The sequence below is a fragment of the Pseudomonas sp. GW821-FHT02A08 genome (assembly GCF_059422045.1).
The window spans coordinates 1-23,326 of the sequence record NZ_JBWKWD010000031.1 but is presented as its reverse complement, the minus strand read 5'-3'; the positions used below and the strand labels follow the sequence as shown (position 1 = coordinate 23,326).

General features: G+C 60.7%; 25 protein-coding genes and 1 pseudogene. 14 read left to right on the top strand and 12 right to left on the bottom strand.

The window, feature by feature from the left end:
• Positions 1-2: 2 nt before the first annotated feature.
• Together AC07W4_RS20465 and AC07W4_RS20460 are read right to left on the bottom strand one after the other, a co-directional pair.
• Positions 3-281: a lipid-A-disaccharide synthase N-terminal domain-containing protein gene (locus tag AC07W4_RS20465; RefSeq protein ID WP_495033740.1), complete on the bottom strand. Its 279-nt coding sequence runs from the start codon at positions 279-281 to the stop codon at positions 3-5.
• Complete coding sequence (locus AC07W4_RS20460; protein ID WP_495033739.1) at positions 278-1,018, bottom strand: glycosyltransferase family 2 protein; 741 nt, start codon at positions 1,016-1,018, stop codon at positions 278-280. The genes AC07W4_RS20465 and AC07W4_RS20460 overlap by 4 nt, the downstream gene beginning before the upstream one ends.
• A 304-nt stretch (positions 1,019-1,322) precedes the next feature.
• Here AC07W4_RS20460 and AC07W4_RS20455 point away from each other — a divergent pair, with 304 nt between their 5' ends.
• On the top strand, positions 1,323-1,967 hold the full coding sequence (locus AC07W4_RS20455) for a YceH family protein (protein WP_008052992.1): 645 nt from the start codon (positions 1,323-1,325) through the stop codon (positions 1,965-1,967).
• A 129-nt stretch (positions 1,968-2,096) separates the two neighbouring features.
• Here AC07W4_RS20455 and AC07W4_RS20450 read toward each other — a convergent pair whose 3' ends face one another.
• Positions 2,097-2,615: a cupin domain-containing protein gene (locus tag AC07W4_RS20450; RefSeq protein WP_495033738.1), complete on the bottom strand. Its 519-nt coding sequence runs from the start codon at positions 2,613-2,615 to the stop codon at positions 2,097-2,099.
• 9 nt (positions 2,616-2,624) lie between these two features.
• Complete coding sequence (locus tag AC07W4_RS20445; protein ID WP_495033737.1) at positions 2,625-3,443, bottom strand: shikimate 5-dehydrogenase; 819 nt, start codon at positions 3,441-3,443, stop codon at positions 2,625-2,627.
• Positions 3,444-3,689: 246 nt separating this feature from the next.
• On the opposite strand from AC07W4_RS20445, the gene AC07W4_RS20440 reads away from it, so the two are divergent.
• The 3 genes from AC07W4_RS20440 (at position 3,690) to AC07W4_RS20430 (ending at position 4,798) form a co-directional block, all read left to right on the top strand.
• Positions 3,690-4,061, top strand: coding sequence for a hypothetical protein (locus tag AC07W4_RS20440; RefSeq protein ID WP_495033736.1), 372 nt, complete (start codon positions 3,690-3,692; stop codon positions 4,059-4,061).
• A 235-nt stretch (positions 4,062-4,296) separates the two neighbouring features.
• The gene (locus AC07W4_RS20435; RefSeq protein ID WP_008052996.1) at positions 4,297-4,491 is read left to right on the top strand and encodes a hypothetical protein; all 195 of its coding nucleotides are present in this window, start codon (positions 4,297-4,299) and stop codon (positions 4,489-4,491) included.
• A gap of 115 nt (positions 4,492-4,606) precedes the next feature.
• Complete coding sequence (locus AC07W4_RS20430; RefSeq protein ID WP_008052998.1) at positions 4,607-4,798, top strand: hypothetical protein; 192 nt, start codon at positions 4,607-4,609, stop codon at positions 4,796-4,798.
• On the opposite strand, the gene AC07W4_RS20425 is transcribed toward AC07W4_RS20430, so the two are convergent.
• Positions 4,795-5,856 carry an AI-2E family transporter gene (locus AC07W4_RS20425; RefSeq protein ID WP_008052999.1) on the bottom strand — a complete coding sequence of 354 codons (1,062 nt, stop codon included), beginning with the start codon at positions 5,854-5,856 and terminating at the stop codon, positions 4,795-4,797. The two genes, AC07W4_RS20430 and AC07W4_RS20425, sit on opposite strands and share 4 nt — an antisense overlap.
• A 162-nt stretch (positions 5,857-6,018) precedes the next feature.
• Between AC07W4_RS20425 and trhP the strand changes: the two genes are divergently transcribed.
• Positions 6,019-7,344, top strand: a complete 1,326-nt coding sequence (gene trhP, locus AC07W4_RS20420; RefSeq protein ID WP_495033735.1) for a prephenate-dependent tRNA uridine(34) hydroxylase TrhP — start codon at positions 6,019-6,021, stop codon at positions 7,342-7,344.
• A 17-nt stretch (positions 7,345-7,361) separates the two neighbouring features.
• On the opposite strand, the gene AC07W4_RS20415 is transcribed toward trhP, so the two are convergent.
• Entirely contained in the window at positions 7,362-8,225 is an 864-nt protein-coding gene (locus AC07W4_RS20415) for a LysR substrate-binding domain-containing protein (RefSeq protein ID WP_495033734.1), read from the bottom strand.
• A 96-nt stretch (positions 8,226-8,321) separates the two neighbouring features.
• On the opposite strand from AC07W4_RS20415, the gene AC07W4_RS20410 reads away from it, so the two are divergent.
• On the top strand, positions 8,322-9,233 hold the full coding sequence (locus AC07W4_RS20410) for a DMT family transporter (RefSeq protein ID WP_495033733.1): 912 nt from the start codon (positions 8,322-8,324) through the stop codon (positions 9,231-9,233).
• Between the two features lie 146 nt (positions 9,234-9,379).
• Here AC07W4_RS20410 and AC07W4_RS20405 read toward each other — a convergent pair whose 3' ends face one another.
• Complete coding sequence (locus tag AC07W4_RS20405) at positions 9,380-10,090, bottom strand: FadR/GntR family transcriptional regulator (RefSeq protein WP_495033732.1); 711 nt, start codon at positions 10,088-10,090, stop codon at positions 9,380-9,382.
• A 279-nt stretch (positions 10,091-10,369) separates the two neighbouring features.
• On the opposite strand from AC07W4_RS20405, the gene AC07W4_RS20400 reads away from it, so the two are divergent.
• The 3 genes from AC07W4_RS20400 to ampC all read left to right on the top strand — a co-directional run bounded on the left by AC07W4_RS20400 (position 10,370) and on the right by ampC (position 14,343).
• The gene (locus AC07W4_RS20400; protein ID WP_495033731.1) at positions 10,370-11,716 is read left to right on the top strand and encodes an MFS transporter; all 1,347 of its coding nucleotides are present in this window, start codon (positions 10,370-10,372) and stop codon (positions 11,714-11,716) included.
• A gap of 12 nt (positions 11,717-11,728) precedes the next feature.
• The gene (gudD, locus tag AC07W4_RS20395; protein WP_495033730.1) at positions 11,729-13,072 is read left to right on the top strand and encodes a glucarate dehydratase; all 1,344 of its coding nucleotides are present in this window, start codon (positions 11,729-11,731) and stop codon (positions 13,070-13,072) included.
• A gap of 161 nt (positions 13,073-13,233) precedes the next feature.
• Positions 13,234-14,343 carry a class C beta-lactamase gene (ampC, locus tag AC07W4_RS20390; protein WP_495033780.1) on the top strand — a complete coding sequence of 370 codons (1,110 nt, stop codon included), beginning with the start codon at positions 13,234-13,236 and terminating at the stop codon, positions 14,341-14,343.
• 68 nt (positions 14,344-14,411) lie between these two features.
• Here ampC and AC07W4_RS20385 read toward each other — a convergent pair whose 3' ends face one another.
• Positions 14,412-14,963 carry a DUF4174 domain-containing protein gene (locus tag AC07W4_RS20385; protein ID WP_495033729.1) on the bottom strand — a complete coding sequence of 184 codons (552 nt, stop codon included), beginning with the start codon at positions 14,961-14,963 and terminating at the stop codon, positions 14,412-14,414.
• A 180-nt stretch (positions 14,964-15,143) separates the two neighbouring features.
• On the opposite strand from AC07W4_RS20385, the gene AC07W4_RS20380 reads away from it, so the two are divergent.
• Positions 15,144-15,512: a VOC family protein gene (locus AC07W4_RS20380; protein WP_008051287.1), complete on the top strand. Its 369-nt coding sequence runs from the start codon at positions 15,144-15,146 to the stop codon at positions 15,510-15,512.
• Positions 15,513-15,533: 21 nt separating this feature from the next.
• Here AC07W4_RS20380 and AC07W4_RS20375 read toward each other — a convergent pair whose 3' ends face one another.
• Both AC07W4_RS20375 and AC07W4_RS20370 read right to left on the bottom strand, forming a co-directional pair.
• A complete protein-coding gene (locus tag AC07W4_RS20375) occupies positions 15,534-16,319 on the bottom strand; it encodes a sulfite exporter TauE/SafE family protein (protein ID WP_008051288.1) in 786 nt (261 codons plus the stop codon).
• 230 nt (positions 16,320-16,549) lie between these two features.
• Positions 16,550-17,299, bottom strand: coding sequence for a hypothetical protein (locus AC07W4_RS20370; protein WP_495033728.1), 750 nt, complete (start codon positions 17,297-17,299; stop codon positions 16,550-16,552).
• 203 nt (positions 17,300-17,502) lie between these two features.
• On the opposite strand from AC07W4_RS20370, the gene AC07W4_RS20365 reads away from it, so the two are divergent.
• Entirely contained in the window at positions 17,503-18,324 is an 822-nt protein-coding gene (locus AC07W4_RS20365) for an aldo/keto reductase (RefSeq protein WP_495033727.1), read from the top strand.
• 25 nt (positions 18,325-18,349) lie between these two features.
• Positions 18,350-18,820, top strand: a complete 471-nt coding sequence (locus AC07W4_RS20360) for a DUF1810 domain-containing protein (RefSeq protein ID WP_008051292.1) — start codon at positions 18,350-18,352, stop codon at positions 18,818-18,820.
• Here the strand turns inward: AC07W4_RS20360 and AC07W4_RS20355 are convergent.
• Positions 18,785-21,145 (bottom strand): DNA polymerase II, encoded by a 2,361-nt coding sequence (locus AC07W4_RS20355; protein WP_495033726.1) that lies wholly within the window; start codon positions 21,143-21,145, stop codon positions 18,785-18,787. The genes AC07W4_RS20360 and AC07W4_RS20355 overlap by 36 nt on opposite strands.
• A 331-nt stretch (positions 21,146-21,476) precedes the next feature.
• Here AC07W4_RS20355 and AC07W4_RS20350 point away from each other — a divergent pair, with 331 nt between their 5' ends.
• Entirely contained in the window at positions 21,477-21,917 is a 441-nt protein-coding gene (locus tag AC07W4_RS20350; RefSeq protein ID WP_008051296.1) for a CBS domain-containing protein, read from the top strand.
• A gap of 126 nt (positions 21,918-22,043) precedes the next feature.
• On the opposite strand, the gene AC07W4_RS20345 is transcribed toward AC07W4_RS20350, so the two are convergent.
• Positions 22,044-22,667, bottom strand: coding sequence for a glutathione S-transferase family protein (locus AC07W4_RS20345; RefSeq protein WP_495033725.1), 624 nt, complete (start codon positions 22,665-22,667; stop codon positions 22,044-22,046).
• A 261-nt stretch (positions 22,668-22,928) separates the two neighbouring features.
• On the opposite strand from AC07W4_RS20345, the pseudogene AC07W4_RS20340 reads away from it, so the two are divergent.
• A pseudogene (locus AC07W4_RS20340) lies at positions 22,929-23,165 on the top strand (hypothetical protein); the annotation flags it as partial.
• Positions 23,166-23,326: the final 161 nt, after the last annotated feature.

The following is a 23,326-nucleotide window of genomic DNA, read 5'->3' as shown; positions in this document are numbered from 1 at the left end:
CCCTACTCCTTCAGGTGTTTGCTTTTTGAGATCAATTGCAGGTTGCGAAAATAGACGAGGGAGCCAAAGGCCTGCCCGACGATGAACACCGGGTCTTCACGGTAAATGGCATAGGCGAGCAACAAGGTGCTGCCGACGATGCTCAGGTACCAGAAGCTCACCGGGATCACGCTGCGTTTCTTGTATTCGCTGTACAGCCACTGCAGGACAAACCGCCCGGTAAAGGCAACCTGCCCGGCAAAGCCGACGATCAGCCAAAGGGCTTCGCGGGAGAGATTCATCCTTTGATCTCCTGGGGGATGGTGTTCAGGCGCGTGCGCTTGATCAGCCACCAGACACCGAACAAATCGAAAATGCCGACCAGTGCGCGGTCGAGGTTGCCGTATTTCGAGACCCCGGCCGTGCGCGGCCGGTGGTTGACCGGGTGCACGATCATGCGCCCGTTATGACGCTGGATCAGCGCCGGAATATAGCGATGCATGTGGTCGAAGTATGGCAGGCGCAAGAACGCCGCGCGCTCGATCAGCTTCAGGCCGCACCCGGTGTCCGGGGTAGCGTCCTTGAGCAGGCGCCGGCGCAGGTTGTTGGCGAACCGCGAGGCGTAGCGTTTGCTCGCGGTGTCGCGGCGATTGACCCGGTGCCCGGCCACCAGCTGCACATCGACCTTTCCCGGTTCGCCGCGCACCAGCGCGAGCATGCCGGGGATGTCCGCCGGGTCGTTCTGGCCGTCGCCATCGAGGGTCGCCAGCCACATACCGCGGGCCTCACGGGCGGCGTGGTACAGCGAGGTGCTCTGTCCCAGCGACCGCTCGTGATGCAGGATGCGCAGGGTGTTCAAGCCGTTTTGGCGAATCTGCCGCAGTTCCTGCAGGGTCGAATCGGTGCTGCCGTCGTCGACCACGATGATTTCGTAAGCCTCATCGGCCAGTGCCACGCGGATTTCCTCAAGCAGTGGCTTGAGGTTGTTCGCTTCGTTCTTGGCGGGAATCAGTACGGATACAAAAATGTCTTGGCTCATGGAGTCACTCTCGCCTTTATTGGATTTCTTTTATCAGTGGCGAATCAAGGTGTAGTACACCGGCCGACTCGATGCAGAACTGAGCTATATCAGGGCGATGACGCCAACAGTGCTCCGTCCCGTGGACGCACTCGCGCGACCCCGCATACGGTGCCCGGCCATTTGTAAAAATGACGTCAATATTTCATACACTTTTTGTCATCATTCCCCTGATAACACAACGAATTCGATTGCCATTGGCGCCTGCCCATCTAAAGTGCACCCACGCGAGTGAAAAACATGAATCGGGTAAGGACGCAGAACCATGAGCACTGAGCAAGAGACGACTTTCGATGAGCCACGACTCAACAGCACGGAAATCCGCATTCTGGGCTCGTTGATCGAGAAGCAGGCCACCAGCCCGGAAACCTATCCCCTGACCCTCAATGCCCTGGTGATTGCCTGCAACCAGAAAACCAGCCGCGAGCCGGTGATGAACCTGACACCGGGCCAGGTCGGCCAGAGCCTGCGCGCCCTCGAAGGACGCGGCTTCACCAGACTGGTGATGGGCAGCCGCGCCGACCGCTGGGAGCACAAGGTCGACAAGGCCCTGGAACTGGTGCCGGCGCAGGTCATCCTGAGCGGGCTGATGTTTCTGCGCGGCCCGCAGACCGTCAATGAACTGCTGACCCGCAGCGGGCGCATGCATGAGTTCGAAGATGCCGAACAGGTGGTGCATCAACTCGAACGCCTGATTGCCCGGGGCCTGGCCGTACTGATTCCGCGCCAGGCCGGCCAGCGCGAAGACCGTTACACCCACGCCCTGGGCGACCCGGCGGATATCGAAGCGATCATGGCGGCACGGCAAAACCCGGCCGAACGGGGCAGCAGCGGGGTTTCGGTTGAGCGCATTGAAGAACTGGAAGCGCGGATTGCAGCGCTGGAAGAAAGGCTGGCTCGGCTCGAATAATCAGGCTACAGAGATCCAATGTGGGAGCGGGCTTGCTCGCGAATGCGATCTGTCAGTCACATCAATGCTGAGTCGACCATCGTCTTCGCGAGCAAGCCCGCTCCCACAGTAGTTTGAGGGTGTCTGCGCTTACTCGCCGTCCCAGTAGTCAACCCCATCGGCCTGCCTGGCCACCGCGACAAAACCCGAAGCATTACCCTCGGCATCCACCTTGAAGTCATCCATCACGGCGTATTTGCCGGAATCCGGGTATTCACAGATCTCCGGTGATTGCTGGGTGCTGACGGCCAGGTACCGCAATTCGCCGTTGCTGGTATTGATGATCTGATGCGCCTTTTCAGGCCCACCCGATGGACAGGCAATCACATCACCGGCGCGGATCGGAAAACGTTCGGTCCCCAGGCGGACCTCCCCTTCCCCGGCCACGACGTAGAACATTTCCTCATTGACCCGATGACTGTGAAACGGGCTGCCGCGCATGCCTGGCTCCAGCACATACAGGCGATAACCCAGCTTTTGCGCCCCCAGTTGCTGACCAACACGGGCCAGGCGCTGTTGATAGCGACCGGCGGTTTCACCGCTCGGCGCAAACGCTTCGGGCAGCGGTTCAAGTTCGACTGAATTCAGGTTGAGAATGGGGGGATGCATGGACACCTCCTAACTGCGGGCAAACGCCACGGCCTTCTGGAATTGCTCATCCGTGGGACGTACGCCGGTATAGAGCACGAATTGCTCCAGCGCCTGGATCGCGATCACTTCCAGCCCGGTGATGACCCGCTTGCCTTCGGCACGAGCACGCACGATCAGCGGGGTTTCCGAGGGAATCGCCACCACATCGAAGACAGTGTCCGCTTTTTCGATCACCTCAGGCTCAAAGGCCAGTTGCTCGGCCTCCGGTCCTCCCGTCATGCCGATCGGGGTGACGTTGACCAGCATTTGCGGGCGACGATTCCCCAACTCGGCCTGCCACTCATACCCCAACGACTGCGCCAGCGTCTGCCCGGCACGCTCGTTGCGGGCCACGATCAGGCCGTTTTCATAGCCGCCATCACGCAAGGCGCTCGCCACGGCCTTGGCCATGCCGCCGCTGCCGCGCAAGGCAAAGGTCGAGTCCTTGGGCACCTGGTGTTTTTCCAGCAACTGGGCAACGGCGATGTAGTCAGTGTTGTAGGCCTTGAGATGACCGTCGGTGTTGACGATGGTGTTGATCGATTGAATGGCTGCTGCAGACGCGTCGAGTTCATCCACCAGGGCAATGCAGGCTTCCTTGAACGGCATCGACACGCCGCAGCCACGAATCCGCAGGGCGCGAATGCCGGCAACGGAACCCGGCAGGTCCTGGCTGGCAAAGGCCTTGTAGTAGAAATTCAGGCCCAGCTGTTCATACAGATGATTGTGAAAACGCAGACCAAAGTTCCCGGGGCGTCCTGAAAGGGACATGCACAGCTGGGTGTCTTTGTTGGGGTTCATCTGCATGGGAAAGCTCCTTCAAATGCACTTTTCGGATGGACGGGATTAGCCCTCCATCGGGTTCTGATCGATCATGTAAGTGTGTTAACGCGGCCTTACACGGGTCGGTAGGAAAGTCGGTACAGACCTTACACAAAATTTACCTCGCGGCCGTGCTGTTTTTCAGAAAAACGCTGTCTTAGAAGTATCCCCGCGACAATCCTTGGGTCTATTGCAGACACAAGCGCCGGGGCGAAGAACCGAGGAACTATCATGATCCGTAAAGTCCCCACAGTAGCCTTGCTGATCGGCGCCCTCGCTATCGCAGGACAGGCGCAAGCCCATGGTGGTGGTAATGACGCGGCGGTATTCGGAGCGATCGTCGGTACTGCCATCGTCGGCTCGGCTCTGATCAACGCCAACCGCCCGGTTTATGTCGCACCGCAACCGGTCTACTACCAGCCCGCGCCGGTTTATTACGCACCACCGCCTCCGGTTTACTACCAGCCGGCCCCGGTCTACGTGCAACAACCGATCTACTACCGCCCGGCCCCGGTTTACTACGGCCCACCCCGTGGTTACTACGGCCCGGCCCGTGGTTATTACGGCCCGCCACGGGGCTACTACGGCCGAGGTCACTGGTAACGAACTCATCCAGCCCCGCTGAAACAGCGGGGCTTTTTTGTGCCCGATTGTCGGTGCAGGTCTGGAAAAATCTCGCCAAGGTCGCTATCGGGACAGTGCCCGTGGCAGAAACGGGCAAGATGGACTCGAGCCGATTTCTGCCGCGCGGCAAAAAACGGTCATATTTTTGTCATGACAGTTCCTCAAGCTCGGGGCTGTCCGTCTAAAACAGATTGATAACAACAAGGACGACCACATGCCAACGCAAAACCCGCACCGCATCGTCGGTCTGTGCACCTCCAGCAAGGTGTACAACGCACTGACCGAACTCAAGCACCTGGAAGGTCATCGCAGCGCCAAGTTTCTCTCGCTGTTGACGCAAAGCCTGGTGCGCAAGGGCCTGCTCAACGAGCAGGAAGTGGTTCATATGCTCGATCAGGTGGTCAGCTGACCCGCCAACGGTCGTTTACCCCCTCTGGCATCAATGACCACTATCGAAAGCGTTGATTACTCCTCAAGACACCCGGACCTTAAAGTAGCTCCACAGATTGATGGAGGTACTTGTCATGTCCAAGGTTCAGATCATGTCCGTTATCGGCAGCGCCGTCCCCGCACAGCTCAGGGAACTGGGCATGCTCGCCTGCTGGTATCTGGTGCAGGACGGGGTACAGATCAGCGGCCCGCTCACTTCGCTACCCGCCGCCCAGGAACTGTCGCAACGCATCGGCACTGGCCAGTCCGGCAGGCTCAGCGCCTAAGGCAGCTGCACCCGCGGTTTGGTTTCAACGAAAATGGCCCAGCTCGACATGAACAGGGCCGCGATCAACGGGCCGATGACAAAGCCGTTCAGTCCGAAAATCGCCAGGCCGCCGAGGGTCGAGATCAGGATCATGTAGTCCGGCATTTTGGTGTCCTTGCCCACCAGTAACGGCCGTAGCAGGTTGTCCACCAGCCCGATCACGAAGACCCCGAACAATCCCAGCACCACGCCCTGCCAGATCGCCCCGGTGAGCAGGAAAAACACCGCCACCGGCACCCAGACGATTCCCGCCCCCACCGCCGGCAGCAGCGACAGAAACGCCATCAACACCGCCCAGAGCAATACGCTGGGAATGTCCAGAAACCAGAAGACCAGACCGCCCAGCGCGCCTTGCGTGATCGCCACCAGCAGGTTGCCCTTCACCGTGGCCCGCACCACACGATTGAACTTGAGCTGCAAACGGCGTTTCTGCTGTTCCTGCAATGGCACCGCCAGGCGCACCTTGCGCGCCAGTTCCGCACCGTCGCGCAGGAAGAAAAACAGCAGGTACAGCATGATGAAAAAGCTGACGATGAACTCGAACGTGCCCTGGCCGAAACTGAAGACCTGAGTGGCGAAGAACTCGTTGCCGGTCATCGCGCTCTTGATGATTTTCTCCCTCAGCCCATTGAGCTCCCCGATGCCGAAGCGGTCGAGCAAATGCTGGAAATATGACGGCAGGCTGTGCTTGAACTGCGCCACATACCCGGCGATGTCCAGTTCGCCGCTTTCGATGTTCTTGTAGAGCGCGGTTCCCTCCTGGACCAGGAAGACGCCGAGGACTATCACAGGCAGGATCGCGCTCAACAGGCAGATGCTCAATGTGAGCAGCGACGTGAGGTTGCGCTCCCAGCCGAACTTCAGTTGCAGTCGCCGTTGCAGGGGAGCAAAGAGGATCCCGAGGATCACCGCCCAGAACACGGCGCCGTAGAACGGCAGCAGAATCCAGACGAAAGCGATGCTCACCAGGGCCAGCAGGACGGTCAGCGATCTGTCTTTCAGGGTTTCGTCGTTCATGTAGGATCCATGCCAGTCTGCCCGGACGCAAAGGTACGTCCTGATGCTTAGGTCGCCACGGCCAGCGCGAGTGCCCTTCGTTCGTGAACAAAGCATAGATCCAGATCAACAAACCCTCGGGCCAAGTCGTTTACCCTGCGCGGCTTTTGCGATCGACCCGCCATGAACCTGATTGCTCCCGAACTGCTTGCCCCCGCCGGCACCCTGAAAAACATGCGTTACGCCTTCGCCTACGGCGCCGATGCGGTGTACGCCGGCCAGCCGCGCTACAGCCTGCGGGTGCGAAACAACGAATTCGACCACGCTAACCTGGCCCTTGGCATTCGCGAGGCCCAGGCTCAGGGCAAGCGCTTTTACGTGGTGGTGAACATCGCGCCGCACAACGCCAAGCTCAAGACCTTCCTCAAGGACCTTGAACCGGTGATCGCCATGGCCCCGGATGCACTGATCATGTCCGACCCCGGCCTGATCATGCTGGTGCGCCGGCACTACCCGCAGATGCCGATTCACCTTTCGGTGCAGGCCAATACGGTGAACTGGGCGAGCGTCGAGTTCTGGCAGCAGCAAGGCTTGAGCCGGATCATCCTGTCCCGGGAGTTATCCCTGGAAGAAATCGCCGAGATCCGCGAGCAAGTGCCGGCCATGGAACTGGAGGTGTTCGTGCACGGCGCGTTGTGCATGGCCTATTCCGGGCGCTGCCTGCTGTCGGGCTACATGAACAGGCGTGACGCCAATCAGGGCAGTTGCACCAATGCCTGTCGCTGGAAATATTCAGCGCAACCGGCCACGGAAAACCAGCTCGGCGAGATCGTGCAACAGTATCAACCGGAACCCACCCTGGGCATCGGCGCGCCTGCCGAACAGGTGTTCCTGTTGCAGGAAGCCAATCGTCCCGGCGAACAGATGCCGGCCTTCGAAGACGAACACGGCACCTACATCATGAACGCCAAGGACCTGCGCGCCGTGCAGCACGTCGAACGCCTGACGCACATGGGCATGCACTCGCTGAAAATCGAAGGCCGCACCAAATCCCATTTTTACTGCGCGCGCACCACCCAGGTTTATCGCCAGGCCATCGACGACGCGGTGGCGGGCCGGGCCTTCGACCGTGACCTGATGACCGACCTGGAGTCCCTCGCCCAGCGCGGCTACACCGAAGGTTTTCTGCGCCGGCATGTGCATGACGAATACCAGAACTACCAGAACGGCAGCTCGGTATCGGAGCGCCAGCAGTTTGTCGGTGAGTTGACCGGCCTGCGCCGCGATCGCCTGGCCGAGGTCAAGGTGAAGAACCGCTTCGGCCTGGGCGATCACATGGAGCTGATGACGCCCAAGGGCAACTTCCACTTCGATCTGCATCAATTGCAAAACGCCAAGGGTGAAGCGATCGAAGTTGCACCGGGGGATGGGCATACGGTGTATTTGCCGATACCGGATGCGGTGGATCTGGAGTTTGGTTTGCTGATGCGGGATATCAACATGCCGTAACCCCTGTGGGAGCGGCGTCAGGCAAACTCCTCGCGCAACATCGCCACGAACGCCTCACGCGCCGGGTGCACCCCGGCGTTTTCGTGCCAGTAAAACAGGTTGTCGACGGCGGTCAGTTCGGGGAACTCAAACCCCGCGCACCCCGCGCCTTTGGCGTATTGATCGAACACGCCTTTGGGCACCAGCGCCACGCCGGCACCGGCGCTGACACAACCGACAATCGCACCATAACTGGCCAGGCTGACAATCGGCAGCGCCTGCCCCTGTCGCAACAGCCAATGCTCCAGCGCCGCCCGATACGGACAGCCCTGGGGCCACATGAACACGGTCTGGTCCTGCAAATCACTGACGTCCCGCAGCGGCCCCAGGGAGGTCGAGGCGATCAGCAGCAGCTCTTCGCGGTACATCGGCGTGCGCTTGAGGTGCGCACGCTCGACGTCCACCGCGACGATGGCGCCGTCGAGCTTGTGACTGAGCGTGTCATCGAGCAACTGCCCCCAGGAGCCGGTGCTCAGCTCCAGCGCCACCTGCGGGAAACGCTTGTGAAACTTCGCCAGCAGGCGCGGCAATCGCCCGGTGGCCGACGACTCGATGGCCCCGATACGCAATGGCCCCGAGGGTTCGGCAGAAGGGTCGACCGCGCGCTTGGCCTCGGCGGTCAGGGCGAGAATTTTCGAGGCGTAGGCCAGGAAGGTTTGCCCCGACGGGCTGATGCGCAGCCCTCGGCCTTCGCGCAGAAACAGCGCGACACCCAGTTCGGTCTCCAGGGCCTTGATCCGTGCCGTGATGTTCGACGGCACGCAATGCAACAGCTCGGCTGCGCGGGCGATGCTGCCGACGTCGGCGACGGTCTTGAACATGCGAATCTGTGCCAGCTCCATACATCACCCATAGTGAACGGTTAGCGCAGTATAAGTCAGTTGTGGCGAACGATAAGCTTTCTGATACTCCGTGCATCAGCCCACAGGTGCACGACCATGACGCCGCTCACACCCTCCCCCGTTTCACCCTGGAAAATCATCCTGGCCATGACGTTTGTCGTGGCGTGCTGGGGCTATTCCCCGACCGGCATCCATATCGGCTTGCTGGCCTATGACCCGGTGCACCTGGCGCTCCTGCGCTTCCTGCTGGCTTCCGTGTTCATGGCCGTGGTCGCGATATTCAAAGGCATTCGCCTGCCAAGCCTTCGAGACTTGCCGCTGATGTTCGGCCTGGGCTTCTTTGCCGTGAGCCTGCACCACGTGGCGATCAACTTCGGGCAGCAAGGCGTCAGCGCCGGCGCTTCGAGCGTCCTGGCCCAGACCACGCCCCTGTTCAGCACGCTGATCGCGCGCTTCGTGTTCAAGGACCAGGTGAGCCTGTGGCGCTGGGGGTGTGTGCTGCTCGGATTGTTTGGCGTGGTGATCGTGGTGGCGGGCGATCATGGCCTTGGCAGCATTGATGCCCACGGCTTGCTGATCCTGCTGGCGGCGGTGTCCTGGAGCCTCTACTTTGCCCTGCAAAAGCACCACACCGGGCGTTACGACGGGTTGACGCTGGTGTGCTACACGGTGTGGTCCGGTACGGTGCTGCTGTTGATTTTTCTGCCCGGCCTTGTGGATCAAGTCGCCCTGGCGCCGATGCGCGTGCAGTGGGCGGTGATTGCCTTGGGGATATTCCCCAGTGCCCTGGCGTACCTGGCCTGGGCCTATGTGCTGGCGCATGTCGATTTGAGCCGGGCGACGATGACGCTGTATTTGACGCCGCCCACGGCGATGGTCATTGCGTCTTATGCGTTCGGCGAGCGACCGACGTTGATGATCGTGGTCGGCGGGCTGGTGGTGTTGGCGAGTGTGCTGGCGTTGAATCTGGAGCGGCGGGCTGTCGTTGTTCAGGTTGCCCGGGCCTGATCCATGTTTTTTGCTGTCTTGACTGGCGCCTTCGCGGGCAAGCCCGCTCCCACAGGTTTTGAGTCGTGCTCGAGTGCTGCGGCAAAAATAAAATCCTGTGGGAGCGGGCTTGCTCGCGAAGAACGATGACGCGGTGTCACTGACTATCAGCTGGGCGAAAACCGGTCACGGCTGTTAGTCAGATGCAGCCACATCGCCGCCCGCGCCGCGTCCGGGTCCTGGCGTTTGATGGCGTTGAGAATCGCCTCATGCTCGAGGTTGGCCAACTCGCCGAGCTTGCTCAAGTCCGCTGCGCCACGCTCGGCCGCATTGACCCGGGTGCGCGGGATCATGGCACTGCCCAGGTGCTGCATGATTTCGGTGAAGCACAGGTTGCCGGTGGCTTCGGCGATCAGCAGGTGAAAACGCCGGTCCGCTTCGACACAGCTGTCGTTGTTGGCCAGCAGGCTTTGATAGTCATCCAGCGCTTCACGCATCCGCGCCAGTTGCAGATCGGTGCGGCGCGTTGCCGCCAGCGCCGCTGCCTGGGTTTCCAGGCCCATGCGCAACTCCAGAATGCTGCGCACCCCCAACGCGGTATCGACATTCAGCCGCAGCCCCTGCTCCGGCGCGCGCTCGATCACGAACGTGCCGATGCCATGCCGGGTTTCCACCAGCCCCGAGGCCTGCAGCTTCGAGATTGCCTCACGCACCACCGTGCGACTGACCCCGTGTTCCTGAACGATGGTGTTTTCCGACGGTAGCTTGTCACCGGGCAACATCTGGCCGAGCAGGATGCGCTGGGTCAGTTTCTCCACCAGGTCATGGGCCAGGTTGTGGCTGCGCTTGCGGGCGGGTACTTCGAGGTCTTCTTGCATGGGCGTGTCCGAAATCAGGGCAATCGAATCGTAGCACCGCGCCGGACGGGAATCCTGAAAAATCTCGCTCAACTTGTATGACAACACTCAACAATCAGCCCATATTGGTTCGTTTAAAGGGCCATCCGTCACCACCCAGAGAATAACAAGCCTCTGACAAAGTGCCATTTTATTGGATAAACATGGTTGCAAGATCAAAAAATCTAGTTGTATGATGTCTATCAACAACGCAACGCCCGGCTTCACCCCGCATAAAAATAACGAGTGGGAGAAAACGCAGTGAATACATCCATCTCCGGGATGCACGACGACGCCAATACAGCGCTGAAGTCCGCCATCGCCAAAGTCAAACGTCACGTCTTGCCGCTGTTCGTCATCATGTTCATCGTCAATTACATTGATCGCGTGAACATCGGCTTCGTCCGCGCCCACATGGAACACGACCTGGGCATTGGCGCTGCCGCCTATGGCCTCGGTGCCGGCCTGTTTTTCATCGGTTATGCGCTGTTCGAAGTGCCTTCCAACATCCTTCTGCAGAAAGTCGGCGCGCGTATCTGGCTGACGCGGATCATGCTGACCTGGGGCCTGGTCGCCGCGGGCATGGCGTTCATCCAGAACGAAACCCACTTCTACATCCTTCGATTCCTGCTGGGGGTGGCCGAAGCCGGGTTCTTTCCTGGGGTGATCTACTACTTCACCCGCTGGTTGCCGGGTGTGGAGCGCGGCAAGGCGATTGCGATTTTCCTCAGCGGCTCGGCGATTGCCTCGCTGATTTCCGGCCCACTGTCCGGACTGCTCCTGCAAATCAGCGGCCTGGGCATGCACGGCTGGCAGTGGATGTACTTCATCGAGGGCATGTTTTCGGTGGGGTTGTGCGTGTTCGTCTGGTTCTGGCTGGACTCCAGACCCCACGACGCCAAATGGCTGAGCCGCGAGGAGCAGGACGCGCTGGTCAAGGCCATCGACGACGAACAACTGGCCCGGGAAGCCGCCACGCCCATCAAGCCGTCGCTGGGCAAATTGCTCAAGGACCGCCAGATCATCCTGTTCTGCCTGATCTACTTCTTCATCCAGCTGACCATCTATGCCGCGACCTTCTGGCTGCCGAGCATCATCAAGAAGATGGGCGACCTGAGCGATGTCCAGGTCGGGCTGTTCAATTCGATTCCGTGGTTACTGTCGATTGTCGGCATGTACGCCTTCGCTTCCCTGTCGGCGAAATGGAAACACCAGCAAGCCTGGGTCGCCGCCGCCCTGCTGATCGCCGCGGCCGGGATGTTCATGTCCACCACCGGCGGGCCGGTGTTCGCCTTTGTCGCCATCTGCTTTGCAGCACTGGGCTTCAAATCGGCCTCGTCGCTGTTCTGGCCAATTCCCCAGGCCTACCTGGATGCGCGCATCGCTGCGGGTGTCATCGCGCTGATCAACTCGGTGGGCAACCTCGGCGGCTTCGTTGCGCCGACCACATTCGGCCTGCTGGAAGAACGCACCGGCTCCATTCAGGGCGGGCTGTACGGCCTGGCCGCGACCTCGATCATTGCCGCCATCATCGTGTTTGCCGCCCGCAACAAACCCAAATCCGCGCCTGCCGTCGAATCGGCCAAAGCTGCGCCACGTCACGCCTGAAAGGATAAAAAAATGACTGCACAAGACACCGCAAAAGCCCCGGTCATCACCAGCATGCAAGTGGTTCCGGTCGCCGGTCATGATGGCATGCTGCTCAACCTGAGCGGCGCCCACGGCCCGTTTTTCACCCGCAACATCGTGATCCTCAAGGACAACGCCGGTCACACCGGCGTCGGCGAAGTGCCGGGGGGCGAGCGCATTCGCCAGACCCTCGAGGACGCACGCAGCCTGGTGGTTGGTAGCCCGATCGGCACTTGGCAGAAAATACTCAATCAAGTGCGCCAGACCTTCGCCGACCGCGACGCCGGTGGTCGCGGTTTGCAGACCTTCGACCTGCGCATCACCATTCACGCCGTCACCGGCCTGGAAGCCGCATTGCTCGACTTGCTCGGCCAGCACCTGGACGTGCCGGTGGCCGCCCTGCTCGGCGAAGGCCAGCAGCGCGATGAAGTGAAGATGCTCGGTTATCTGTTTTATGTCGGTGATCGCAACGAAACCGACCTCGCCTACCGCAGCGAACCGGACGCCGACAACGACTGGTTCCGCGTGCGACACGAGAAAGCCATGACCGCCGATTCGGTGGTGCGCCTGGCCGAGGCGGCCCACGCGCGTTATGGCTTCAAGGACTTCAAGCTCAAGGGCGGCGTGCTCAGCGGCGACGCCGAAATCGAAGCGGTCACGGCCCTGGCCGAACGTTTCCCCGATGCGCGCATCACCCTCGACCCGAATGGCGCCTGGTCACTGAAAGAAGCCATCCGCCTGTGCCGCGATCAGCACCACGTGCTGGCCTATGCCGAAGACCCGTGCGGGGCGCAAAACGGTTACTCGGGACGCGAAGTCATGGCCGAATTCCGTCGCGCCACGGGCCTGAAGACCGCGACCAACATGATCGCCACCGACTGGCGGGAGATGGGCCACGCGATCCAGTTGCAGTCGGTCGACATTCCCCTGGCCGACCCGCACTTCTGGACCATGCAGGGCTCGGTGCGCGTGGCGCAGATGTGCCACGAATGGGGCCTGACCTGGGGTTCGCACTCCAACAACCACTTCGACATCTCCCTGGCGATGTTCACCCATGTCGCGGCAGCCGCGCCGGGCGAGATCACCGCCATCGACACCCACTGGATCTGGCAGGACGGCCAGCGCCTGACCAAGGCCCCACTGCAAATCGTCGATGGCTGCGTGCAGGTACCGCAGAAACCGGGGCTAGGGGTGGAGCTGGACATGGATCAGGTCGCCAAAGCTCACGAACTGTACAAAGGCATGGGCCTGGGGGCTCGGGATGACAGCGTGGCGATGCAGTTTTTGATTCCGGGCTGGAAGTTCGATAACAAGCGTCCGTGCCTGGTGCGTTGAATCGGCAAGTGCGTTGAATCAACGGTTGCGCGTGGCCGCCTGTTGGCCGCCCATTTTAAAAAAGCGCTCGGAGCACGGCGCTTCACGCCCTAAAATGACGCGCAACTGAATCAACGACGGATGAAACCAACATGGACAGGCTGAAAACCATCGCCGCTTGCATGGCGATATTCGCCGCGGGCCAGTGCGTGGCACAGGATCAGATCGAGGCAGTGGTGAACGCCGCTGTACAACCGGTGATGCAAGCCGAGGGTATCCACGGGATGGCCGTGGCAGTCACCGTCAACGGCCAGGCGCATTACTTCAACTATGGTGTCGCCTCGAAAGAAACCGGCACCCCCGTCACCCAAGACACCCTGTTCGAGATCGGCTCCGTCAGCAAAACCTTCACCGCCACCCTCGCCGCCTACGCCCAGGCCACGGGCAAGCTGTCGCTGTCGGACAAGGCCAGCCAGATCCTGCCGGCCTTGCGCGGCAGTGCGTTCGACCACATCAGCGTGCTGCAACTGGGCACCTACAGCGCTGGCGGCCTGCCGCTGCAATTCCCCGCTGAATATGATTCGGCCGACAAGATGCTCGGCTACTACAAACAATGGAAACCGCTCTACGCCCCCGGCAGTCACCGACTGTATTCAAACCCCAGCCTCGGCCTGTTCGGCTACCTCGCCGCCCAAGGCATGGGCCAGCCATTTGACGACCTAATGGAGAAAACCCTGTTGCCGAAACTGGGCCTCAAGCACACCTATGTGCATGTGCCGCAGGATCAGATGGCGCTGTACGCCCAGGGCTACAACAAGGACGACAAACCGATACGGGTCACTCCGGGTGCGCTGGATTCCGAGGCGTACGGGGTGAAGACCAGCGCCTCTGACTTGCTGGCCTACGTCGGCGCAAACATGAAACCGGCGTCTCTGGAAAAGCCGTTGCAGCAAGCCATCGCCCTGACCCATAGCGGTTACTACACCGTTGGCGATATGACTCAGGGCCTGGGCTGGGAGATGTATCGCTACCCGATCACACTGGATCGCTTGCTGGACGGCAACTCCACGCCAATGGCCATGCAAGCCCATGAAGTCCGGTGGCTGAACCCGCCACAAGCACAGCCAGAGAACGTGCTGATCAACAAGACAGGTTCAACCGGTGGTTTTGGGGCTTATGTGGCGTACGTGCCATCGAAGGACATCGGCATTGTGATGCTGGCCAACAAGAATTATCCCAATGCGGAGCGGGTCAGGATTGCTCATCGGATTTTGAGTGCCCTTTCCCGATAGTGGCTGGTCCATCTGTGGGAGTGAGTTCGCTCCCACAGAAAAACCCTCCATCGCCACAAGAATGAGGTTCAATCATCCGGCATTTCTGGCGGCTTGGCGGGCTTGGCCGGTTTGCTGTTTTTCCCGGGCTTGGCGCCTTTGACCGCCGGTTCCGCTTCAGCGACGGGAGCGGCCACGGTCGCGGTAAATTCTTTCTCGGCCGCCGGCAACTGATCGACAGCGCTGAAAATCTCGTCCAGCTTGAAGGTGTCCGATTGCTCGAGTTTCTTTTCGCCGTCCTTGCCGACCAGAATTACCTTGGTCTTGGCGCCGGCACCCAGCTTGAGCGAGCGGATCAGCGCCGCCGTGTCCTGTGGCCCCAGGTCCTTGCCGTCGCGCTGGCCCATCAGGTTGAGTACGGTGTAGAGCACCATGTTGCGGTCGGTGAAACCCTTGCGGTTGGCCGGCTCATCCAGGGACTTTTTCAGGTTGACCCAGGCCGGATCAACGGTGCTTGGAGCGATGACGATCAGTGGCCGAGCCCTGCCCTTGTCCATGTCCAGCGGTGAGTCGCCATCGGCGGCGAACGAGGTGCCGGCAATCGCCAGCAAGGTAGCCAGGGTCAGTGACCTGATGAGCATGCGCATCTCCTTTTGATATCCACGCTCTAATGATTGCGCATCGCGGCGATCGTTCCGGGTGACGTACCGCAAATATTTTTCGCCTTGTCCCAAGCTTAGGTCAGCGCGGTCATTGCGCAACAGGCTGGGCTAATCTGAAGACTCATGACAACCCGCCTGATCCGTCGCGAGGACTGGCCCATGAGCACTCAGTTGAACCACACCATCGTCTGGTGCCGGGACAAGCAGGTTTCGGCGAACTTCCTGGCAAGCCTCCTTGGCCTGCCCGCCCCGCAACCCTTCGGGCCCATGCTGATCGTCAAACTGGATAACGGCGTGTCACTGGATTTCTACAATAACGACCCGCCGATAGCATCCCAGCATTACGCATTCTTGATGGACGACCAGGGTTTCGATGCGGCCTTCGCACGCCTGCAAGCCAACGGTCAGCCATGGTGGGCCGACCCTGGCAAGCAGCGACTGAGGGAGATCAATGATTACGCGGGAGGACGGCGGGTGTATTTCGATGACCCGGACGGGCATCTGCTGGAAATATTCACCCGCGAATGAAGCTTTCGTGGCGCGCTTGAATCAGAACGCCAGTTTGTAGCCGATCATCAACAGCATGGTTGCCAGGCAAGGGCGCAGTACTTCGTCGGAGATACGCCCGGTCAGGTGGCTACCCAGGTAAATCCCCGGCAACGAGCCCACCAGCAAGTAACCCAGGACATGCCAATCCATGTTGCCCATGCTGGCATGGCCCAGGCCCGCGACCAGGGTCAGCGGCACGGCGTGGGCGATTTCAGTCCCCACCAGGCGGCGGGTCGGCAGCATCGGATAGAGAATGAACAGTGCCACGGTGCCCAGTGCACCGGCGCCGATGGACGTCAGCGCGACCACGGCGCCAAGGACCAGCCCGGTGATGACCGTCATCACGTTCAAACGCAGTCCGCTGGGGTTGTAGTTGCCGCCCGCACGGTTGTGGGCGAAGTCGAGCAGGCGCTTCTTGAACAGGATCGCCAGTGCCGTGGCGAACAGCACAAACCCGAGGGATTGCTTGATGATCGCGTTCATCGCCTCGGGGGCGCTGTGCAGGGTACTGAGGAACCACAGCGTCAACGCCACCGCGGGCACGCTGCCCAAGGTCAGCCAGCCGGTAATGGCCCAGTCGATGTTGTTGTTCTTGCGGTGAACCAGTACGCCGCTGGACTTGGTGATGGCGGCGTACAACAGGTCGGTACCGACCGCCGTCGCCGGGTTGATGCCGAACCACAGCAGGATCGGGGTCATGAGCGACCCGCCACCTACGCCAGTCATGCCGACGATGAAGCCGACGACCAGCCCGGCAACGACCAACCCGATGTTCAGTAAATCCATGAATACGTCCACAACGATCGCAGGGGAAATCCGGCCCGCAGCATAGCGGCATTTCTTATAACCAGCTATATCGAAGCGATCTATCTTTATACCCTGAACTCAATTCCCCTGTGGGAGCGGGCTTGCTCGCGAAGGCGTAGTGTCAGGCAGCATTAATATTGACTGACCCACCGCTTTCGTCGGAACGCCGCCCGGAGCAAGCCCGCTCCCACAGGAAATATGTGTCGTGCTCACTGCACCGGCAGGAAATTCAGGAACAAAAGGCTCTGGGCATAGTTCAGGCCGATGCGCCGGTAGCGTTCGTCGAGCATCCGGGTCAGCAGGTCCAGCCGGGCAACGATCTTGCCGAACTCGACGGCAAAGCTCAGGTTGCTGCCCTCCTCCGAGATTTCATTGGAGAACAGTAGGGGCTGGCCCTCTTTGTTCTGTCTTTGGCTGAGAATCCAGGTGGCGATCTCGATGTTGCGCGCGGCATTGCTGACGAATACCGGGTTGATCGTATCGGTCATGTAGAACTCGAGGCGATTGCCATGGGCGGTTACCAGCATGCTGCCGATGGCATAGATGAACGCCCCGACCCGGTCACCGAGAAATTCCGGGTTCATGGCAAAACGCAGGGCCGCGAGGTCCTTTTTGCCACCCAGGGTCGGTAATGGCTGCTGCAACTCGATGGCCATGCGCACTTGCTTGCCGGCGGTGCGGGCATCGAGGAAACCGGATTTTTTCAGCTCATCGGGGTTACGCAGGTAGAGCTTGCTCATCAGCAGGTAAAGGCTGTCGAGGTTGTCACGCATGGTCAGGGTGGCCATGCGGTCGACGCTGGTCTGCAGGAACTCCTGGGGTTTGCCTTCGCGCATCTGGTCGATGATGTCGCCGCCCTGCTGCTGGCTGCAACCGGTGACGAAGAACATCGACAGACCTGCCAGCAGCAGGCAATGACGGCGGATTTTCGTGATGATCGTGGGTGAAACTCGAGCCATGGGTTCTTGGACTTGGGCATGGGCCGGCGGTGGGGATCGCCGCAGGCTGCCATGGATAGAGCCGGACATTTCGAAAAAGTGCAGTATCGGGCGCCACCAATCGATCACTGGCAGGGGAATGTTCAAAGAAAAAACGGATCAGAAAATCCTGAGGACGGTACACACTCCTACACTTTTCACCGAATACACACAGGAGGTTTTGCATGCGCACGCTTGAACTGGCCGGCACCAGGGTCCCGGTCATCGGCCAGGGGACCTGGCAGATGGGCGAAGACCGTTCACGGCACACTGAAGAAGTCGCGGCATTGCGCCTGGGTATCGAACTGGGTATGACCCTGATCGACACCGCGGAAATGTACGCCGAAGGCGGCGCCGAGGAAGTGGTCCGCGATGCCATCGCCGGCCAGCGCGACAGCGTCTTTCTGGTGAGCAAGGTGTACCCGCACAACGCCGGTCGCCAAGGCATTCCCCAGGCTTGCGAGCGTAGCCTGCGCAGGCTTGGCACCGATTACATCGATCTGTATCTGCTGCATTGGCGCGGCCAGTATCCCCTGGACGAAACCGTCGACGCCTTCGAGCGCCTGCGCGAAGCCGGCAAGATCGGCCGTTGGGGCGTGTCCAACTTCGACCTCGACGACCTGCTGGAACTGGACGCCCCGGCCTGTGCCACCAATCAGGTGCTCTACAACCTGGAACAACGGGGCATAGAATTTGATTTACTGCCCTGGAGCCAGCAGCGACGGTTGCCGGTCATGGCTTACTGCCCGATTGGCCAGGGCGGTAAAATGCTCTTCGACGCCACGCTCAAGCAGGTGGCCGCCCGGCACAGCACCACAACAGCACAGGTGGCACTGGCCTGGATACTGCGTCAGGAAGGCGTGATCGCCATCCCCAAGGCGGTCCGACTCGAACATGTACGCCTCAACGCCCAGGCCGCCACGTTGCAGCTTGAGCCGGGGGATCTGGAGGCGCTGGACCAAGCGTTTCACGCGCCACAACGTAAACAGCGGCTGGCCATGGTCTGAACCACCGCAGTCAGAGAGCTTCGCCATGAGAAGCACCGACCACCTGGACCCGTTCAATCTGCAACGCTTTCTCCAGGCTCAGGACCCGGTATTCGACCGGGTTCAAAACGAGCTGAACAACGGACACAAGCGCAGTCACTGGATGTGGTTCATTTTTCCGCAGTTTGCCGGGCTCGGCGGCAGCGAGATGTCGCGCCGCTTTGCCATCCGCTCGCGAGAGGAAGCCCAGGCCTACCTTGAGCATCCGTTGCTGGGTGCCCGCTTACGCACCTGCACCCAGGAAGTACTGAACATCCGGGAGCGCTCGGTAGCGGGGATTTTCGGTCATCCCGACGACCTGAAGTTTCATTCCTCGATGACCCTCTTTGCCCAGGTCGCCGACGCCGACAGCCTTTTCCAGCAAGCCTTGAACCAATACTTCCACGGCATCCTGGACGACTGGACCCTGTCGCTGATGGACTCAAAACAGGCCCAGTTGCCCACCCACCAGGGTTGAGAAGTCGTCGTCGACAAACGGCAGTATCGCGTCCGCCACCGGTTGCAGCTGCCGGGTGATGTAGTGGTCGTAATCGATGGGCGCGCTGCGCACTTCCAGCGGCTCAGGGCCGGCGACGGTGATCACGTAACTGATCCAGCCGCCGTTCTGGTACTGGCGCGGGCGACCCTGCCGGTCGTTGTACTCGTCGGCCAGGCGCGCCGCACGCACATGGGGCGGCACGTTGCGCTGATAGTCATCGAGGGTGCGGCGCAGGCGTTTGCGGTAGATCAGCCGGTCATCGAATTCACCGGCCAGGGTCTTGCGCACGTAGTCACGCACATAATCCTGATAGGGCTTGCGCAGGAAGATCCGCGAATACAGCTCCTGCTGGAATTGCCGGGCCAGCAGCGACCAGTCGGTGCGCACGGTTTCCAGGCCTTTGTAGACCATTTCGTCGCTGCCGTCCTCCCGGGTGACCAGCCCGGCGTAGCGCTTCTTGCTGCCTTCTTCGGCACCGCGAATGGTCGGCATCAAAAAACGCTTGTAGTGGGTTTCGAACTGCAATTCGAGAACGCTCTGCAGGCCGTATTCCTGCTGCACGTGCTCGCGCCACCACTGATTGACGTGCGCCACCAGCGCATGGCCGATCTGTGCCGCCTCCTGCTGACCATGGGCGCGACGCAGCCAGACGAACGTCGAGTCGGTGTCGCCGTAAATCACCGCATGCCCCTGGGCTTCGATCAACTGGCGGGTGCGCAGCATGATCTCGTGCCCGCGCAAGGTGATGGACGATGCCAGGCGCGTGTCGAAGAAGCGACAACCGCTGGAGCCGAGCACACCGTAGAACGCGTTCATGATGATTTTCAGCGCCTGGGACAGCGGTGCGTTGTGTTCGCGCTTGGCGGTTTCCCGACCTTCGGCCACCCGGGCGACGATGGACGGCAGGCAATGCCGGGTGCGGGAAAAGCGCGCGCCACGAAAACCCGGCACCGACTCGCTGTCGTCCGGGTGCTTGAGCCCTTCGATCAGCCCCACGGGGTCAATCAGGAAGGTGCGGATGATCGACGGGTAGAGGCTTTTGTAGTCAAGCACCAGCACCGATTCGTACAGCCCCGGCTGCGAATCCATGACAAAACCGCCGGGGCTGGCTTCGGGTGGCTTGCCACCGAGGTTCGGCGCCACGAAACCCTGACGGTGCATCAGCGGCATGTACAGGTGCGTGAACGCCGCCACCGAACCGCCCATGCGATCGGCCGGCAAACCGGTGACGCTGGCCCGCTCCAGCAGGAAAGTGAGTAGCTCGGTCCTGGCGAAAATCCGCGTGACCAGCTCGCAGTCCTTGAGGTTGTACTTGGCCAGCGCCGGTTTGTCCTCGGCGAACATGCGGTTGATTTCGTCCATGCGCTGGTACGGGTTGTCGATAGACTTGCCCTCGCCGAGCAAGGTTTGCGCGACGTTTTCCAGGCTGAACGAGGGGAAACTCCAGGTCGCCGAACGCAGGGCCTCGATACCGTCGATGATCAAGCGGCCAGCGGCTGAAGCGAAGTAGTGGTTGCCGCTGCCGTGTTCACGCCACTGCATTTCCTCGCCGCCACGCCCCAGTTTCAACGGCACCGCCAGGCGCCGGGCGTGTTCGTGGAGCACCCGCAAGTCAAACTGCACGACGTTCCAGCCGATGATCGCGTCAGGGTCGAAACGGGCAAACCAGTCGTTGAGCTTTTTCAGCAACAGGGTTCGCGAGTCGCAGTATTCGAGCTGGAAATCCACCTGGCCGGCGTCGCCATTGGGCGGACCGAGCATGTACACCTGACGCTCGCCGCAACCTTCCAGGGCGATGGAATACAACTCGCCCTGGGCGGTGGTCTCGATGTCCAGGGACACCAGTTTCAGGCTCGGTCGGTAATCGGGGTCGGGTTTCATCTGCGCGTCGAGCAGCAGGCCTTCGACATTCGGCGTGCCACTGAAACGCACCGGCGCGGTGATGAAGCGTTCCATCATGTAGCGTTCCGGCGGGCGTACGTCGGCTTCGAACACCTCGACACCGGCCCGACGCAGCGCGGTTTCCAGGCGCATCAACTGGCCATGTTGCTGGCAGTAAAGTCCGAGGACCGGGCGATGTTCGAAGTCCTGCAGGGCCAGGGGCCTGAGCTCGACGTTCTTCTCGTCATGCAAAACGCTTTCGGCCGCCTGACGCTGCGCAGCGGGGATGAACGCCACCGATGGTTGATGAGGCAGGCGGATACGCCGGGGACCGCTGTCGGTCGCCAGCCAGAATTCGACTTCCGTACCGGCCGGGGTGTCGCGCCAATGCCGGGTCAGGACGAAGCCCTGCTGTAGATCCACCACTGCAAACCTCAACGTTGATTCAGAAGAGAATTCTACCCGTCATCGACAGCGATAGCCCGTTTGCCGCAGGCCTGTCAGGCAGACACCGAACCTGTGGGAGCGGGCTTGCTCGCGAAAGCGGTCTGGCAGCCAACAAGGATGTTGGATGTGCTGGCCTCTTCGCGAGCAAGCCCGCTCACACAGGTCAACTGCTGGCCGGAATTGAGGGGTTTACCAAAGAAAAACCGCCGAATGACGTTTTTTGCGTGTTATCTGCCGCATTCGCCCTTGCCCAGAACGCTCGCGTCTACGATTCTTCAAGAACAACGACAACACCCGAGTAACCACCATGAAAACCGTCGCCCAACTGCTCAAGCTCAAAGATCAGAAGAATCAGGAAGTGCACCAGATCAAACCCGACCACATGGTGCTCGAAGCACTGATGAAGATGGCCGAGAAAAACGTCGGCGCCTTGCTGGTGGTGGAGAATGATGAAGTGCTGGGCATCATCAGCGAACGGGACTATGCGCGCAAACTGGTGCTGCACGGCCGCTCTTCGGTGGGCACGCCGGTGCGCGACATCATGGTGTCACCGGTGATTACCGTCGACACCCATCAAACCGTGGACACCTGCCTGGGCATCATGTCCGATAAACGCCTGCGTCACTTGCCGGTGGTCGAAGGCGGAAAATTGATCGGCCTGCTGTCGATCGGTGACCTGGTCAAGGAAGCCATTGCCGAACAGGCTGAACTGATCAAGCAGTTGGAACAGTACATTCGCGGGGAGTAAATCGACAGGCCGAAAGTCCCTTGTGGGAGCGGGCTTGCTCGCGAATGCGGTGGGTCAGTCAACATTAATGCTGCCTGACCCACCGCATTCGCGAGCAAGCCCGCTCCCACATTGGTTTTTTGGTGTTCAGGCCGGCCAATGCCGGGCGAACACCGGTGCCAGTGCCGAGTGACGGTCGATGCGTTCCAGCCAGGCGAAAAAACCCGGCCGGGCTATGCGCAAATGCTCCCGGCTGCCCGCCCATCGCGAGATCACCGCCGCCAGCACATCCAGGGCCCCTGGCTTTTCGCTGCCCAGGTACAACTCGCCCGAAAACTGATCGGCAAACACCTCCCAACTCCAGTGCAGGCGCCGGCGGGCGCCTTCCATGAGGTTTTGCCTGGACGACTCATCCGCCTCGGCCAGCCAGCGTTCGGGGTAATCGATGATGCCGATGGCCGCATAGCAATTGCTGACGATGTAAGCCATGCCGCGAATGGCCTGGCCTCGCTCGGCCGGATCCTGCGGCAACAACCCCGATACGGGAAAGGTCAACCCGAGATGGATCAGGATCGCTGCGCTCTCGGTCAGGACACTGCCATCGGGTAGCTGCAAGGTCGGAATCTGTTTGAGCGGGTTTAGCTTTTCCAGCGCCCGGGCCGCCTCCGCAGACGTCTCGACATCGATGAAGCGATAAGGAACATCACAGAGTTCAAGGGCAGCCTCGATGGCCGCTGCGCCGGAGTTCTGATGGCCGTAGAGCTGGTACATAAACATCTCCTTGCATACCGCGACCTCTGCCGGGCCACATCAACCGTCGCGGCAGAGGAGCGCGCCAGCTATCCAGTGTAGAAGCCGCCGCCCGCCACACAGCGGCCATCCGACGATCGCACCATCACGCTCACAGGGGGAGTGGCGTCGGTCCTATCATTGCCGTCGATGTTCACCATCACCTCAATGAAGTTCTCTTAAAAAATCCCCGGCGTAACATCTGCTCCATACCAACCCATAAGCACCCCGGAGCACACCATCATGAAACGCCAAACCCTCCTCAGCATCGCTTTCTCGGTTTTCGCAGTTAACGCTTTCGCCGCAAACTCCGCTCAACCCGTGGTCGCTGAAGGCGGCTCGGATCGTCTGATTGAAAGCCGTGTGGCCGAGGGTGGTTCCGATCGCCTGATCGAGAATCGCGTGGCTGAAGGTGGTTCGGATCGCCTGCTGGAAAAGCGTGTTGCCGAAGGCGGTTCCGACCGTCTGATCGAAAGCCGCGCTGTCTGAATGCAATGCTTTACCGTAGAGCTCAATGAAAACCCGGCCTCACCCGCCTAATGCCAGTCCGTCAAGCAATTTCAGCCGCGACACCCTTTGTAGCAGCTGCCGAGCCCGCGAGGCTGCGTTCGGCTGCGAAGCAGTCGTGAGTCCAGCTGACG

What these genes read in the sequence shown, in the direction of transcription:
- AC07W4_RS20465 (WP_495033740.1), bottom strand. Translation starts at nt 281, where the DNA reads ATGAATCTCTCCCGCGAAGCCCTTTGGCTGATCGTCGGCTTTGCCGGG.
- AC07W4_RS20460 (WP_495033739.1), bottom strand. Translation starts at nt 1,018, where the DNA reads ATGAGCCAAGACATTTTTGTATCCGTACTGATTCCCGCCAAGAACGAA.
- AC07W4_RS20455 (WP_008052992.1), top strand. Translation starts at nt 1,323, where the DNA reads ATGAGCACTGAGCAAGAGACGACTTTCGATGAGCCACGACTCAACAGC.
- AC07W4_RS20450 (WP_495033738.1), bottom strand. Translation starts at nt 2,615, where the DNA reads ATGCATCCCCCCATTCTCAACCTGAATTCAGTCGAACTTGAACCGCTG.
- AC07W4_RS20445 (WP_495033737.1), bottom strand. Translation starts at nt 3,443, where the DNA reads ATGCAGATGAACCCCAACAAAGACACCCAGCTGTGCATGTCCCTTTCA.
- AC07W4_RS20440 (WP_495033736.1), top strand. Translation starts at nt 3,690, where the DNA reads ATGATCCGTAAAGTCCCCACAGTAGCCTTGCTGATCGGCGCCCTCGCT.
- AC07W4_RS20435 (WP_008052996.1), top strand. Translation starts at nt 4,297, where the DNA reads ATGCCAACGCAAAACCCGCACCGCATCGTCGGTCTGTGCACCTCCAGC.
- AC07W4_RS20430 (WP_008052998.1), top strand. Translation starts at nt 4,607, where the DNA reads ATGTCCAAGGTTCAGATCATGTCCGTTATCGGCAGCGCCGTCCCCGCA.
- AC07W4_RS20425 (WP_008052999.1), bottom strand. Translation starts at nt 5,856, where the DNA reads ATGAACGACGAAACCCTGAAAGACAGATCGCTGACCGTCCTGCTGGCC.
- trhP (WP_495033735.1), top strand. Translation starts at nt 6,019, where the DNA reads ATGAACCTGATTGCTCCCGAACTGCTTGCCCCCGCCGGCACCCTGAAA.
- AC07W4_RS20415 (WP_495033734.1), bottom strand. Translation starts at nt 8,225, where the DNA reads ATGGAGCTGGCACAGATTCGCATGTTCAAGACCGTCGCCGACGTCGGC.
- AC07W4_RS20410 (WP_495033733.1), top strand. Translation starts at nt 8,322, where the DNA reads ATGACGCCGCTCACACCCTCCCCCGTTTCACCCTGGAAAATCATCCTG.
- AC07W4_RS20405 (WP_495033732.1), bottom strand. Translation starts at nt 10,090, where the DNA reads ATGCAAGAAGACCTCGAAGTACCCGCCCGCAAGCGCAGCCACAACCTG.
- gudD (WP_495033730.1), top strand. Translation starts at nt 11,729, where the DNA reads ATGACTGCACAAGACACCGCAAAAGCCCCGGTCATCACCAGCATGCAA.
- ampC (WP_495033780.1), top strand. Translation starts at nt 13,234, where the DNA reads ATGGCGATATTCGCCGCGGGCCAGTGCGTGGCACAGGATCAGATCGAG.
- AC07W4_RS20385 (WP_495033729.1), bottom strand. Translation starts at nt 14,963, where the DNA reads ATGCTCATCAGGTCACTGACCCTGGCTACCTTGCTGGCGATTGCCGGC.
- AC07W4_RS20380 (WP_008051287.1), top strand. Translation starts at nt 15,144, where the DNA reads ATGAGCACTCAGTTGAACCACACCATCGTCTGGTGCCGGGACAAGCAG.
- AC07W4_RS20375 (WP_008051288.1), bottom strand. Translation starts at nt 16,319, where the DNA reads ATGGATTTACTGAACATCGGGTTGGTCGTTGCCGGGCTGGTCGTCGGC.
- AC07W4_RS20370 (WP_495033728.1), bottom strand. Translation starts at nt 17,299, where the DNA reads ATGGCTCGAGTTTCACCCACGATCATCACGAAAATCCGCCGTCATTGC.
- AC07W4_RS20365 (WP_495033727.1), top strand. Translation starts at nt 17,503, where the DNA reads ATGCGCACGCTTGAACTGGCCGGCACCAGGGTCCCGGTCATCGGCCAG.
- AC07W4_RS20360 (WP_008051292.1), top strand. Translation starts at nt 18,350, where the DNA reads ATGAGAAGCACCGACCACCTGGACCCGTTCAATCTGCAACGCTTTCTC.
- AC07W4_RS20350 (WP_008051296.1), top strand. Translation starts at nt 21,477, where the DNA reads ATGAAAACCGTCGCCCAACTGCTCAAGCTCAAAGATCAGAAGAATCAG.
- AC07W4_RS20345 (WP_495033725.1), bottom strand. Translation starts at nt 22,667, where the DNA reads ATGTACCAGCTCTACGGCCATCAGAACTCCGGCGCAGCGGCCATCGAG.